We start from the raw sequence: 12,787 nt of genomic DNA, 5'->3' as shown, positions 1-12,787 counted from the left end.
GGGGCGGGGCGTCCGGCGGGGGCGGGCCGGCCGTCCGGGGCCCTGAGTCCTGTGGTGCCCATCAGATGGACGGCGTCGGCCATCAGCTCGGGGTGGATGGGCTCCGCCCGCTCCTCGGCCCACGCGGACCAGGTGGCCCAGGCGGCCCGGTCGGAGACGGCGGTCGGGGCCGGCGGGTCGTACGGAGCGGTCGTACCGGCAGCGGCCGCCGCCCAGGTCGTCGGGGTCGCCGGGGCCGGCGGGGGCGGCGGGGGCCCCGAGGTCGCCGGGGTCGTCGGAGCCATCTGGGTCGCCTGGGTCACCTGGGCCGTCGCCGCGGAGAGGCTGTGCGGGCCGCTCCGACCGATCGCGGCCGTGAGACCGTTCAGGGCGCCCGTCCCGCCGGACGGGCCCGTCCCGCCGAACGGGCCCGACTCGGCGAACGGGGCGGCTTCGGCGAGGGGCGGTCCGCTTCCCGCCGCCTGCCGGAGCGCCGCCAGTTCGGCGGCTCCGGCCACCGCCCTCCTCTGGCTGAGGATCAGGTGGTCGACGAACTCGGACGCCGACCGTCCCTCGCGCCAGACCGCGGCCGCCGCCTCGCGGTGCAGCGCCGTCCGCACCGGTTCCGACAGCCGGACATAGAGCGCCTGGCGGACGATCGGATGCCGGAAGGTGATCGTCGGCCCCGCCCCCGTCAGGACCGAGGTGGCGATCAACTCTCCGATGACCGGGAGCAGCTCCACCGGGTTGCGGCCGAGCAGGCCGGCCGCCTCGTGGACGGAGAAGCTCGGTCCGAGGACGGCCACGGCGTCCAGCACCCGGCGGCCCTCGCAGGAGAGGTCGCGCAGATGGTGATCGACGGCCCGCAGGAAGCAGGGGGCCGGTTCGTCGTCGACGAGGACGGCGACCGGGTCGCGTCCCTCGACACGGATTCGGCCGTCGGCCAGGGAGGTGGCCAGCAGTTCTTCGAGGAGATAGGGGTTGCCGCCGCTGCGCGCGGCGAGCGCCAGCACCTGGTCGTCGGGCCGGGCACCGAGGACGCGAGCGGTGAGCCGGGCGAGGGGTTCCTGCGACAGCGGTTCCAGTTCATGGCGTACGGCCCCTTCCCGGATGAGCCAGTCGATGGTGTCCTGTGCGTTGTCACGCACACGTACCGGCATGCGGGTCAGCAGCCACAGGACCGGTACGGAGTGCGAGGCGCCGATCAGCCCGCGCAGCGCCGCCGCGGTGAGGTCGTCCACGAGGTGTGCGTCGTCCAGCGCCACGAGCAGGGGCTGGGAGCGGGTGGTGCGCCGGAGGAAGTCTGCGATGACGTCGACGGGGGCGAGGGGGTCGTAGTCCTGACGGCCCGTGAGCGGGGTGAGGAACCGGGGCGGAACGGTGCCACGGAGAAGCCTGCGCAGGGTGCTGAACGGCACCCTCCGGTCCAATTGCGCGGCCTTGCCGACGGTCACCGAAAATCCGGCGGTCCGTGCGCTCTCCACGGCCGCCCGTGAGGATTCGCTCTTTCCCACACCGGCGGAGCCCTCGAGAACCAGGCAGGTTCCTTTCCCGGACGACGTACGTTCGACGGCTCGGCGTATCTCGTAGAGTGTGGTCTCCCTACCCAGTAACACGGGCGTGGCGGAGCGCATTTCATCCCCCCGTAACGTAGAGCCCCAAGAGGTCGAGTCATCAAGAAGTAAAGCCGATGCGAGCGTGGAAAGTCGGGGGGAACCTTCCAGCTGGCGGAATTGCGATGGTGGGTGAAACTCCCCCTCGCGCGGTCCTTTTTCCTGCTTCCGGCACGCGTGCGCATCCAGGTCCTCCACCGCGGGAGGAGGACCTGGATGCGGTCGTCGCGCGCGTTCGGCTCAGGGTGCCGGCCCGCCCGGTCGCGGCCCGTGTCGTACCTCCGCGAGCACGGCTCTGTCGCGCCTGCGCGAGCGCGGCTCCGTCATGCCTCCAGAAGCCTCAGCCCGACGACTCCTCCGATGATCGCCACGATGCAGGCGATCCGGGCGGCCGAGGCGGCCTCGCCGGTGACGATGCCCGCCACGACCACACCCGCGGCCCCGATGCCGACCCAGACCGCGTAGCCCGTGCCCACCGGCACGTCGCGCAGCGCGAAGGTGAGCAGCACGAAGCTGAGGGCGGAGAAGAAGACGCCGATGACGCTCGGCCACAGCTTGGTGAAGCCGTGCGACTCCTTGAGCGCCAGGGCCCATACGATCTCCAGGAGACCGGCCAGCGTCAGGATCGCCCATGCCATGGCGCCCGCCTTCGCTCTCGCCTCACTCGTCGCACCGGCCAGGTCAGGCGGCGTAGCCACCGTCGACCGCCAGTGACGTCCCGGTGATCCACTGGGCGTCCGGACCCGCGAGGAAGGCCACGGCTCCGGCGGTGTCCGTGTCCGCGCCGAGCTTCTTCGCGGCGGTCCGCTGACGCTCCTCCTCGGCCTCCTCCGTGCCGTCGGGGTTCATGTCGGTGACCGTGGGGCCGGGGTCGACGATGTTGGCGGTGATGCCCTGCGGCGCCACGTCGTGGGCGAGACCCTTGGTGAAGCCGATGAGGGCCGACTTGCTCATGGCGTACAGCGTCACGTCGGGCACCGGCACGCGGTTGGCCCAGCAGCTGCCGATGCTGATGATCCGGCCGCCCTCTCCCATGTGCCGCAGGGCGGCCTGGGTGGAGAGCAAGACGGCGCGTACATGGATCGCCAGGGTCCGGTCGATCTCTTCCAGCGTCACGTCCGCGATCGGGCCGTAGGGGAAGATGCCGGCGTTGTTGACCAGGATGTCGATACGGCCGAACTCGCCCGCGGTCCGCTCGACCGACTCGACGACCGCCGTCGGGTCGGCGCTGTCGGCCTGGAGGGCGAGCCCCTTGCGCCCTAAGGCCTCGATGGACTTGACGACTTCCCGCGCCTTGTCGGCGGCGCTGACGTAGGTCAGCGCGACGTCCGCTCCCTCCTGGGCCAGCCGGAGGGCGATCGCGGCTCCTATCCCGCGGCTACCCCCTGTCACCAGTGCCACCTTGCCATCAAGCTGAGGCATGTCGCTCCATTCGCGTTCGCGTTAAACTATTTTTGGGATGGACGATCCAGAAGTTATTAACAGCCTGAACGGCTCTGGGTCAAGGAAAGATTGAGGAGATGTCATGTCCGAACGGGGGAGACCTCGCGCGTTCGATCGCACCGCGGCGCTCCGGCGCGCGATGGAGACGTTCTGGGAGCTCGGTTACGAGGGCACCAAGCTGACCGATCTGACCGGGGCCATGGGCATCAACTCGGCGAGCCTCTACAACACCTTCGGTTCGAAGGAGCAGTTGTTCCGCGAGGCGGTCGCGCTCTACAACGACACGACGGGCTCGGCGACGAGCAGGGCTTTGCGGGAGGCGCCGACGGCCCGTGCGGCGGTGGAGGCGATGCTGCGCGGCAACATCGACACGTTCAGCGATCCGGGGACGCCGAGCGGTTGCATGATCGTGCTGGCCGCGACGAACTGCGGCACCCAGAACCGGCCGGTCGCCGACCATCTGGCCTGGTGGCGCAGGTCCACGGTGGCGGATCTGGAGGAGCGGCTCGAACGGGCGGTGGAGGAGGGCGAGTTGCCGGAGGCCACGGACGTCAGGAGTGTCGCCGCCTTCTACGCGACGGTGCTGCACGGTATGTCGATCGAATCGCGCGACGGGGTGTCCCTGGACCGACTGACGTCGACCGTGGACTACGCGATGGCGATGTGGGACGTCATGACGGAGGGCCGCGCGGCAGGGTTGCCGCACGGCCCTCGACGGTCGAGCGCTACTTCACATTGACCACTTCACGTCGATCGCGTCACGTCGATCGCTTCACGTCGATCGCGTCACGTCGATCGCGTCACGTCGATCACTTCACGTTGATCGCGTTCCAGGCCGTCGCCACGGCCGCGTACTCCGCGCTGCCCGTGCCGTAGAGGTCGCCCGCCGCCTGGAGGGTGGCCGTGCGCGCGCCCGCGTAGCTCGTCGACGAGGTCATGTAGGTCGACAGGGCCTTGTACCAGATCTTGTACGCCTTGACCCGGCCGATACCGGTGACGGTGGAGCCGTCGAAGGTGGGCGAGTTGTAGCTGACACCGTTGAGGGTCTTGGCGCCGCTGCCCTCGGAGAGCAGGTAGAAGAAGTGGTTCGCCGGCCCGGAGGAGTAGTGGACGTCGAGCCGTCCGACGCTCTTCGACCAGTAGTCGGCGGAGTTGCCGTCGCGGCTCGGCTTGTCCATGTAGCGCAGCGGGGTGCCGTTGCCGCGGATGTCGATCTTCTCGCCGATGAGGTAGTCGCCGGCGTCCGCGGCGTTGGCCGCGTAGAACTCGACCGAGGTGCCGAGGATGTCCGAGGTGGCCTCGTTGAGGCCGCCGGACTCTCCGCTGTACCTGAGCCCGGCGGTGGAGGCCGTCAGGCCGTGGCTCATCTCGTGACCGGCCACGTCGAGGGAGGTGAGCGGCTTGAGGTTGCCCGCGCCGTCGCCGTACGTCATGCAGAAGCACTGGTCGGACCAGAAGGCGTTGACGTACGCGTTGCCGTAGTGCACCCGGGAGTAGGCGGCGACACCGTCGCCGCGGATGCCGTTGCGGCCGAGCTCGTTCTTGTAGAAGTCCCAGGTGACGGCCGCACCGTAGTGGGCGTCGACGGCGGCGGTCTGGCGGTTGGTCGCCGTGCCGTCGCCCCAGGTGTCGTCGGCATCGGTGAAGAGGGTCCCGGTGCCGCTGGTGCCGCCGTTCAGGTCGTACGTCTTGTGGCCGCCGCGCGCGGTGTCGGTCAGCGTGTACGAGGGGGCGGTGCCGAGGGTGACGGTGCCGCTGTACTGGCTGTGGCCCGAGCCGGTCTCGATGGCCTCGTAGGCGTACAGCTCCTTGCCGGTGGTCGCGTCGGTGACGACGTGCCGCTCGCTCGGGGTGCCGTCGGCCTGGACGCCGGTGACGACGGTCTCCCAGGCGAGGGTCGGCTTTCCGGTCGCGGCCCAGATCACCTTGCGGGCGGAGGAGGCGGCCGGGGCCTTCTCCTCGGAGGCGGCGACCGCGGACTTCGCGGCCGTGTCGGCGGAGACGGCGGCGGCCGTGCTGGGCACGGATATCCGGGCGCCGGTCGCCTTGGTGGTGGAGCGGGCACCGTTCTTCTTCTGGTGCACGACGAGGTCGCCGCCGAGGACGGGGAGACCCTCGTAGGTGCGCTCGTAACGGGTGTGGACGGTGCCGTCGGCGTCCTTGACGACGTCCCGGACGACGAGCTTCTCCTGGCCGGACAGGCCGATCGCCTTGGCGGTGGTGTCCGCCGCGGCCTGTGCGCCCTTGATCGCGGCCGTGCGCTCGGGGGCGGAGAGGACGAGCGCGGTGGCACCGGCCTCACGATCGGTGGCGGCGCCGGCCGTTCCACCCTGGACTCCGACGACGACCATGGCGGCCGAGGCGAGCAGGGCGGCGGCGCGGACGGTGGTGCGCGCCGAGGGGCGGTGGTGCGAGGACTGCAGGCGGGTCACGCGGGCTCCTTCGCTGGTGCTGTGGGGGGTGACGCGGCAGCGAGAGTGCCAGCCCGCGAGCTTCATTGACAGGTCTGCAACAAGAATTTGACCATCAGTTGTCCGGAGGGCGACCAACAGCGTCCGTTATACGACCGATTCGGCCTGCTTAGATGCTCGAATGGGAAACCTTCTTTACGTCACCGACCTCGGCTACCAAGCGCGCGGGCGGCGGTACTGCGACGAGGACATCTGGCTGAGCGGCCGACTGCGCGAGGAGTTCGGTGTCGCGCTCTGCCATCCCCTGGACGCGGCCGGGCTGATGGACCGGTTCGACGCCGTCGTGGTCCGCAACAGCGGGCCCGTCATCCACTACCAGGAGGCGTACGACGCGTTCCGCGCCGCCGCGCTCGCCGCCGGGACCCGGACGTTCAACTCCCTTTCCGGCAAGGGTGACATGGCCGGAAAGGCGTACCTGCTCCAGCTGTCGAGGGAGGGATTTCCGGTCATTCCCACGGCCGGGCGGCGGGAGGAGTTCGCCCTGCTGCCGGAGGCGGAGGAGTACGCCGTGAAGCCGCTCCTCGGCGCCGACTCGGTCGGCCTGCGGTTCGTGGAACGGGCGCGGCTCGGGGACGTGGACCCCACCGGCATGCTCGTACAGCCCCGTGTCCCGTTCGCGTACGAGGTGTCGTTCTACTACGTCGGGCGCAGCTTCCAGTACGCGCTGTACGCACCGGATCCGGAGGCGCGCTGGGTGCTCCGGACGTACGAACCGACGCCCGCGGACCTGGAGTTCGCGCAGCGGTTCGTGGACTGGAACGACCTGCCGTACGGCATCCAGCGCGTCGACGCCTGCCGGGCGCCGGGCGGGGAGCTGCTCCTTGTGGAGCTGGAGGACCTGAATCCGTATCTCTCGCTCGATCTGGTCGGGGAGCCGGAGCGGGAGGCGTTCGTGGCCGCGATGAAGAGCTCCCTGCGGGAGCTGCTGGGGACTTAGATGCGCGGCGGGCCTTCCCGACGAGCCGGGCCCCTCACGGAACCTGCTTGACCCTCACGTTGCGTGAGGCCCGAGGGTGGTGTGCATGAGCGACTACTACAACGCGTTCGAGATCAGCCCTGTGCCCGCCGCCGGCCCGGACACGGTTCCGCCGGAGCCGTTCCGCGGCATCTATGGGATGCCCGCGTTCGCGACGATCCCCACGAGCGATGTGGCGGCGTCGGTGGACTTCTGGACTCGTGGGCTCGGGTTCATCGAGCTGTTCAGCATCCCCGGCAGCGTTGTGCATCTGCGCCGGTGGGCGTTCCAGGACGTACTCCTCGTCCCGGCGGCGAGCGATCCGGAGCAGGCACCGGCGATGAGCCTCAGTTTCGCGTGCGTGCTCAGCCAGGTCGATTCCGTTGTCGAGGCCTGTCGTGCGTTGCGCCCGAACTCGGTCGACGGTCCACGGGACACCCCCTGGAACACCCGCGATGTGACGGTGACCACCCCCGAGAACGCACGGATCGTTTTCACTGCGGCGAAGCCCTTCGATCCGGCCAGTCAGGAGGCGCGGAACCTTGAAGCCGTCGGGATCGTCCCACCGGGCGCCGGTCGCGGCGACAATGAGGAGCATGCCTGATGCCACCGACGCCGATGGCCTGACCGTCGGTCAGGTCTCGACGCGTCTGGGCGTGACAGTCCGCGCGCTGCACCACTGGGACGAGATCGGCCTGGCGCGGCCGTCGCTGCGCACGGCTGCCGGATACCGGCTCTACACCGCTGCTGACCTGGAACGCCTGCACCGCATCGTCGCCTACCGTGAGGTCGGTCTCGGCCTGGACAGGATTCGGGCCGTCCTGGACGACTCGACCGCAGACGTGCCCGGCGCGTTGCGCGCGCAGCGCACCCAGGTCGCTGAACGGATCGAGCGCCTCCAGCAGCTCGGCGACGGACTGGACCGGATGATCGACGCCCATGAGCGCGGCCTGCTGCTGACCGCCGAGCAGCAGGCCGCGATCTTCGGCCCCCAGTGGAACCCGGACTGGCCCGCCCAAGCCCGTCAGCGCTACGGAGACACGACGCAATGGCGGCAGTACGCCGAACGCTCGGCCTCTCGCACTCCGGAGGAATGGCAGGCCGTCGCCGACGCCGTAGCCGGCCTCGACCGCGCCCTCGGGGACGCGATGGACGCCGGCGTCTCACCTGGTGACCCAGAGGCGAATCGACTCGTCGAGCGGCACCGCGAAGTCTTCGCTTCGTACTTTCCCCTCACCAGGCAGATGCAGGTCTGTCTCGGCCGCAGGTACGAGGCCGACCCGGCCTTCGCCGCCCACTACGACGGCATCCGCGCCGGCCTCGCCACGTGGTTCCGTCGCATCGTCGACGCCAGCGCGCGCGCCCACGGCATCGACCCCGACACCGCGACCTGGCAGTAGCGCGCGGGCCCGGAAGCCCGCACCCGCGAGGGCGTCCGACGCCTTCACGAACCCGGAGGTTCTCCTGACTCGGGCAGACGCCCGCCTGCCCTTCGCGAGAGCCCGGCAAGACCGGCGAGGCGCCCCTAGGCAGAGCGCTTGCGGGGAGTGGCCTTCTTCGCCGTCGTCTTCTTCGCCGCCGGCTTCTCGGTCGCCTTGTCGGCCGTCTTCTTCGCCGTCCCCTTGGCCGCCGACTTCTTCGCCGTGGACTTGGTGGCCGTGGACTTGGTGGCCGTGGACTTGGCGGTCTCCGCCTTGCCGCCCGTCGACGTCTTCGCCGTCGACTTCCGGGCCGGGGCCGCCGCCGTCTTCTCCGCCGCCGTTCTCGCCGTGGACTTCTTCGCCTCGGTCTCCTTCGGGGCGCGCGCCGCCGCCTTGCGGGGCTTGAGCTCGGTCACCTCGGCGTCTCCACCCGCCGCGGCCGCCGCCCCGGCCGCCCCGGCCTCGCCGCGTGCCTCCTTGGCCGCGCGGACGCTGCTCTCGAGGGCCGCCATCAGGTCGATGACCCGGCCGCCCCGCTCCTCCGCGGGCTCCGGCGGTGCCACGCCTTCGCCGCCCTCCGCCTTGGCGGCGATCATCTCCTCGACCGCCTCCCGGTAGTCGTCGTGCAGGGTGTTGATGTCGACCTCGCCGAGCGTCGCCATCAGGGCGTCGGCCAGGTCGAGTTCGGCCTCGCGCACCGAGACGGAGGTCTCGGGGGCCACGCCCTCCGGCGCGCGGATCTCGTCCGGCCAGAGCAGCCCGTGCATGGCGATCACCTCGTCCACGACCCGGAGCATCCCGAGCCGCTCCCGCCCCCGGAGCGCGTACTTCGCGACGGCCACCTTGTCGCTGCGCTTCAGTGCCTCGCGCAGCAGGGTGTACGGCTTGGCGGCCGGTACGCCGTTGGCCGAGAGGTAGTAGGCGGCGTCCATCTGGAGCGGGTCGATCTCCGAAGCCGGCACGAAGGCGACGATCTCGATCGTCTTCGCCGTCGGCAGCGGCAGGGAGGCCAGATCCTCGTCGGTGATCGGGATCATGGTCCCGTCGGCGTCCTCGTAGGCCTTGCCGATCTCCGCCTGCGAGACCTCCTCCCCGTCCAGCTCGCACACCTTGCGGTAGCGGATGCGGCCGCCGTCCTCGGCATGGATCTGGCGGAAGGACACGGACCGGCTCTCGGTGGCGTTCACCAGCTTGATCGGGATGCTGACCAGGCCGAAGGAAATGGCGCCGTTCCAAATGGATCGCACGTTTCACCCCTTTCGCGAAGATTGCACGGCTATGCCCAATTCATGGGATTCTCATCGTATGACGCCGATCACAGAGGTGGAGGGGCGGCGCCTGGCGCTCAGGAATCTGGACAAGGTCCTCCACCCGGCCACCGGCACCACCAAGGGCGAGCTCCTGCACTACTACGCCACCGTCGGAGCCGTGCTCCTGCCCCATCTGCGTGACCGCCCGGTGTCCTTCCTGCGCTATCCGGACGGCCCCGAGGGACAGCTCTTCTTCACCAAGAACCCCCCGCCCGGCACACCCGCCTGGGTGAAGACCACGCCCGTCCCCCGCTCCGACGACCCCGGCGCCCGGCAGGTGATGGTCCAGGACCTGGCGTCGCTGATGTGGGCGGCGAACCTGGTCGTGGAGTTCCACACGCCCCAGTGGCGGGCCGACTCCCCCGCCGTCGCCGACCGGCTCGTCTTCGACCTCGACCCCGGACCGCCGGCGACCGTCGTGGAGTGCTGCCTGGTGGCGCGCTGGCTGCGGGAGCGGCTGGCCTCGGACGGCCTGGAGGCGTTCGCCAAGACGTCCGGCGCCAAGGGCCTGCATCTGCTCGTACCGCTGGAGCCGACGCCCTCCGCGCAGGTGTCGGCGTACGCGAAGAAGCTCGCCATGCAGGCCGAGGCGGACCACCCCGCCCTCATCGTCCACCGCATGGCCAAGGCCCTGCGGCCGGGGAAGGTCTTCGTCGACCACAGCCAGAACGCCGCCGCCAAGACCACCGCCACCCCGTACACGCTGCGCGCCCGGCCGCTGCCGACGGTCTCCGCGCCCGTGACATGGGAGGAGGTCGAGGAGTGCGACGACCCGCAGCGGATGGTCCTTCTGATGGACGACATCGCGCCACGTCTGGAGCGGTACGGGGATCTGCTCGCCCCCCTCTTCGCCCCGGACCGGGCCGGAGCCCTGCCCTGACCACAGGCCGCCTCCCGACCGGTCGCAGCCCCGCTCGACCGGACCGGAGCCCTCCTCCCGACCGGCCGCAGCCCCGCTCCGGCGGCTGCGACGGCTGCGGCGCCTGGCGCCTCTCACTCCACGTCGGCGGCGGACTCCTCCGGGGTCAGGTCGGGGCGCAGGCGCAGCCACGAGGGCTGGCGGAGCAGCCCGGCCGAGGTACGGACGGCGTACCTGACCTCTCCCACCAGGCGCGGAAGGACCCAGTGCGCGCCGGCGACCGGCGGCACCTCGGAGAAGGGGCATTCCTCGATCTCGGCGGCGTGCAGCAGCCGGGCGAGGGAGGCGCGCTCGGATTCGCTCCACCCCGTTCCGACGCTGCCGACGTAGCGCAGTCCGCCGGCGTGCCGCTGGCCCATGAGGACCGATCCGGGCAGGCCGGACAGCCGCCCGCCGCCCGGCAGCCAGCCGCCGATGACGACGTCCGCGGTGCGCATGTTGCGGATCTTGATCCAGTGCCGTGACCGCGCGCCGGGCTCGTACCGGGAGGTGATCCGCTTGCAGACGAGGCCCTCCAGACCGTGCTCGCGGGTGGCGCGCAGCGCGGCCTCTCCGTGGCCCACCAGGGCGGCGGGCGTCGACCAGGTCGGACCGTGCAGCGCGAGCCGTTCGAGTTCCTGGCGCCGTTCCGTCCAGGGCAGACCGGTCAGCAGCCGCCCGTCCAGGAACACCACGTCGAACAGGACGGCGTGCACCGGTTCGCGCGCGGCCAGCCGCCTCGCCCGCGCGGGCGAGCCCGCCAGGCCCATGCGCGGCTGCAGCCGCGCGAAGTCGCTCCGCCCGTCCTCGTCGAGCATCACGATCTCCGAGTCCAGCACCGCCGCACGGCCCGCGGGGAGCGCCCGGGCCAGCGGCAGCAGCTCCGGATAGGCCGCGGAGACGTCCTCGCCGGACCGTGAGCGCACCCTCAGTGTTCCGTCACCGGCGAGATAGAGGATCGCCCTTTGGCCATCTTGTTTCGTCTCGAAGGCCCACTCGGCGTGCCGCGCGGGGGGCGGCAGCGCGCCGGGCGTGGCGAGCATCGGCGCGATACGGGGAAGATCCACGGATCAGTCCTCACCCGGGACGGACGCCGCTACTCCCCGATCCCGGCCGATTCAGCCATGAGACACACGGAATCGGGGGTGAGAGCGGTTCCGGAGGTTCGAGCGCCTCTTGGCGGCTCGCGAGGTTCCAGGTGTTCGCGAGGTTCCAGGTGTTCGCGGGGTTCCAGGTGTTCGCGGGGTTCCAGGTGTTCGCGGGGTTCTGGGGGTTCGCGGGGTTCCAGGGCTTCGAGCGGTTCGGCGCGGCGAGCGGGTGCTCCGGGCCTTCCCTGGAAGGCGGCCCGGAGGCCGAGAGCCCCCCGTCGCCGACGGCCCTCTCCCCGGCCTGTCGGGAGCCGTCCCGAGGCAACTCCCGGCAGGCGTACGCCGCATGGCGCAAAGCGTGCGCCCCGTGAGCCCTTCGCGGACCGCGTCCGGTCAGCGGGTCCTGGTTGACGGTGCGGTGGTGCACACTTGCTGCCTGGTACAGCGCTCACGGGGAAGGCGGCGGCCGGCATGCTGACGGGGATCGAGGAGGTCGACTGGGCCTCGCTGGGCCATGCCTACGGACCCGCGGACGACGTTCCGGGGTTGCTGCGCGGGCTCGCCTCGACCGATCCCACCGAGCGGGAGATCGCTCTCGACGGGATGTACGGCACGGTGCACCACCAGGGCGACGTGTACGACTCGACGCTCGCCTGCATCCCCTTCCTGCTCGAACTCGTCGCCGATCCGAAGGTCCAGGAGCGCGGCGGCATCGTCGAGTTGCTGACCAGCATCGGCGGGATCGACCTCTGCGACGAGGACGTACTGGACGAACTCGACGCGGACGACGAGGAGTTCATCCCCGCGGCGAACTACGCCATGGCCGCGGCCGCCGTCGCCGCCGGAGCCGACGTCTTCCTCGCTCTGGTCGGCGACCCGGACCCCGAGGTGCGGCTCGCGGCCCCGTGCGCGCTCGCCTCGCTGCACCCCGAGCCCGCGCGGGTGCTGACCCTGCTGCGGGAGCGGCTGACGGTCGAGTGCGACACGGAGGTGCGGCTCGCCCTGGTGGAGGCGGTCGGCCGGATCGCACGGCGCCACGCGTCGCTGCGCGAGGAGACCGTCGACTGGCTCGGCTGGCTCACGCGCGCGGCCCACGCGCCGGGACTGCGGCTCGCGGCCCTGGCGCAGCTCGCCCGATGCGCCCCCGCGGAGGTTCCGGACGACGTCGTGGAGCGGGTGACGGAGCTGCTCGACGAGGTGCGGACGGCGCCGCCCGAGCCGGCCGCCGCCGAGAACGCGCGGCCGTCCACGCCCACTCTGATCGGGCAGGTGCGCGAGCTGCTGGAGGAGCACTCGGGCGGCCGGCCGACGCCGTGGACCGACGAGTTGATGCGGACCCTGCACACCGCGCTCGACGACCGGGTCGAGGACCGGACCGCGCTGATCCTGGCGCAACTGCGCTCCCCCGACCGGTCCCAGCGCTCGGACGCGATCTGGCTCTGCGGTGGGCTGATACGGGTGTGGCGCGGGCGGTACGACGAGGTGGTGGGGCTGATCGGGGCCCAGCTCGCCGATCCCGATCCCCGGCTCCGCGAGGCCGCCACCTCGTTCCTGGAACGGCTCTTCGAACTGGCCGGCCCGGCGACCGACGCGCTCGCGGCCCGGCTCG

Annotated in this window: 12 protein-coding genes; 6 read left to right on the top strand and 6 right to left on the bottom strand. The window is 71.2% G+C overall.

Annotated elements, in window-relative coordinates; genetic code table 11:
* The 3 genes from J7E93_RS16290 to J7E93_RS16280 all read right to left on the bottom strand — a co-directional run.
* On the bottom strand, positions 1–1,613 hold a 1,613-nt coding region (locus tag J7E93_RS16290; protein ID WP_251066626.1), incomplete at its 3' end, for an AAA family ATPase.
* Between the two features lie 302 nt (positions 1,614–1,915).
* Positions 1,916–2,230: a multidrug efflux SMR transporter gene (locus J7E93_RS16285; RefSeq protein WP_215069927.1), complete on the bottom strand. Its 315-nt coding sequence runs from the start codon at positions 2,228–2,230 to the stop codon at positions 1,916–1,918.
* A 43-nt stretch (positions 2,231–2,273) separates the two neighbouring features.
* Complete coding sequence (locus J7E93_RS16280) at positions 2,274–3,014, bottom strand: SDR family NAD(P)-dependent oxidoreductase (RefSeq protein WP_215069925.1); 741 nt, start codon at positions 3,012–3,014, stop codon at positions 2,274–2,276.
* 103 nt (positions 3,015–3,117) lie between these two features.
* Here J7E93_RS16280 and J7E93_RS16275 point away from each other — a divergent pair, with 103 nt between their 5' ends.
* Positions 3,118–3,774: a TetR/AcrR family transcriptional regulator gene (locus J7E93_RS16275; protein ID WP_215069924.1), complete on the top strand. Its 657-nt coding sequence runs from the start codon at positions 3,118–3,120 to the stop codon at positions 3,772–3,774.
* A gap of 70 nt (positions 3,775–3,844) precedes the next feature.
* Here the strand turns inward: J7E93_RS16275 and J7E93_RS16270 are convergent, their stop codons facing one another.
* Complete coding sequence (locus tag J7E93_RS16270) at positions 3,845–5,386, bottom strand: M4 family metallopeptidase (protein ID WP_251066628.1); 1,542 nt, start codon at positions 5,384–5,386, stop codon at positions 3,845–3,847.
* A gap of 241 nt (positions 5,387–5,627) precedes the next feature.
* Between J7E93_RS16270 and J7E93_RS16265 the strand changes: the two genes are divergently transcribed.
* The 3 genes from J7E93_RS16265 (at position 5,628) to J7E93_RS16255 (ending at position 7,861) form a co-directional block, all read left to right on the top strand.
* Positions 5,628–6,443, top strand: coding sequence for a hypothetical protein (locus J7E93_RS16265; RefSeq protein WP_215069920.1), 816 nt, complete (start codon positions 5,628–5,630; stop codon positions 6,441–6,443).
* 85 nt (positions 6,444–6,528) lie between these two features.
* On the top strand, positions 6,529–7,065 hold the full coding sequence (locus J7E93_RS16260; RefSeq protein ID WP_215069918.1) for a VOC family protein: 537 nt from the start codon (positions 6,529–6,531) through the stop codon (positions 7,063–7,065).
* Positions 7,058–7,861: a MerR family transcriptional regulator gene (locus tag J7E93_RS16255; RefSeq protein WP_215069911.1), complete on the top strand. Its 804-nt coding sequence runs from the start codon at positions 7,058–7,060 to the stop codon at positions 7,859–7,861. Before J7E93_RS16260 ends, J7E93_RS16255 begins: the two co-directional genes overlap by 8 nt.
* A 125-nt stretch (positions 7,862–7,986) precedes the next feature.
* Here the strand turns inward: J7E93_RS16255 and J7E93_RS16250 are convergent, their stop codons facing one another.
* A complete protein-coding gene (locus tag J7E93_RS16250; RefSeq protein WP_215069909.1) occupies positions 7,987–9,129 on the bottom strand; it encodes a Ku protein in 1,143 nt (380 codons plus the stop codon).
* 58 nt (positions 9,130–9,187) lie between these two features.
* Here J7E93_RS16250 and ligD point away from each other — a divergent pair, with 58 nt between their 5' ends.
* Entirely contained in the window at positions 9,188–10,072 is an 885-nt protein-coding gene (gene ligD, locus J7E93_RS16245; protein ID WP_215069907.1) for a non-homologous end-joining DNA ligase, read from the top strand.
* A 113-nt stretch (positions 10,073–10,185) separates the two neighbouring features.
* Here ligD and J7E93_RS16240 read toward each other — a convergent pair whose 3' ends face one another.
* Positions 10,186–11,157, bottom strand: coding sequence for an ATP-dependent DNA ligase (locus tag J7E93_RS16240; protein WP_308368675.1), 972 nt, complete (start codon positions 11,155–11,157; stop codon positions 10,186–10,188).
* Positions 11,158–11,649: 492 nt separating this feature from the next.
* On the opposite strand from J7E93_RS16240, the gene J7E93_RS16235 reads away from it, so the two are divergent.
* A partial coding sequence (locus J7E93_RS16235; RefSeq protein WP_215069931.1) for a HEAT repeat domain-containing protein occupies positions 11,650–12,787 on the top strand: 1,138 nt, incomplete at its 3' end.

Source organism: Streptomyces sp. ISL-36 (assembly GCF_018614205.1).
Taxonomy (GTDB): Bacteria; Actinomycetota; Actinomycetes; order Streptomycetales; family Streptomycetaceae; genus Streptomyces.
This window is presented reverse-complemented; position numbering and strand designations above follow the sequence as displayed.

Coding starts and splice junctions, on each gene's coding strand:
- J7E93_RS16280 (WP_215069925.1), bottom strand. CDS start 3,014: ATGCCTCAGCTTGATGGCAAGGTGGCACTGGTGACAGGGGGTAGCCGC.
- ligD (WP_215069907.1), top strand. CDS start 9,188: ATGACGCCGATCACAGAGGTGGAGGGGCGGCGCCTGGCGCTCAGGAAT.
- J7E93_RS16270 (WP_251066628.1), bottom strand. CDS start 5,386: ATGGTCGTCGTCGGAGTCCAGGGTGGAACGGCCGGCGCCGCCACCGAT.
- J7E93_RS16285 (WP_215069927.1), bottom strand. CDS start 2,230: ATGGCATGGGCGATCCTGACGCTGGCCGGTCTCCTGGAGATCGTATGG.
- J7E93_RS16275 (WP_215069924.1), top strand. CDS start 3,118: ATGTCCGAACGGGGGAGACCTCGCGCGTTCGATCGCACCGCGGCGCTC.
- J7E93_RS16265 (WP_215069920.1), top strand. CDS start 5,628: ATGGGAAACCTTCTTTACGTCACCGACCTCGGCTACCAAGCGCGCGGG.
- J7E93_RS16255 (WP_215069911.1), top strand. CDS start 7,058: ATGCCTGATGCCACCGACGCCGATGGCCTGACCGTCGGTCAGGTCTCG.
- J7E93_RS16260 (WP_215069918.1), top strand. CDS start 6,529: ATGAGCGACTACTACAACGCGTTCGAGATCAGCCCTGTGCCCGCCGCC.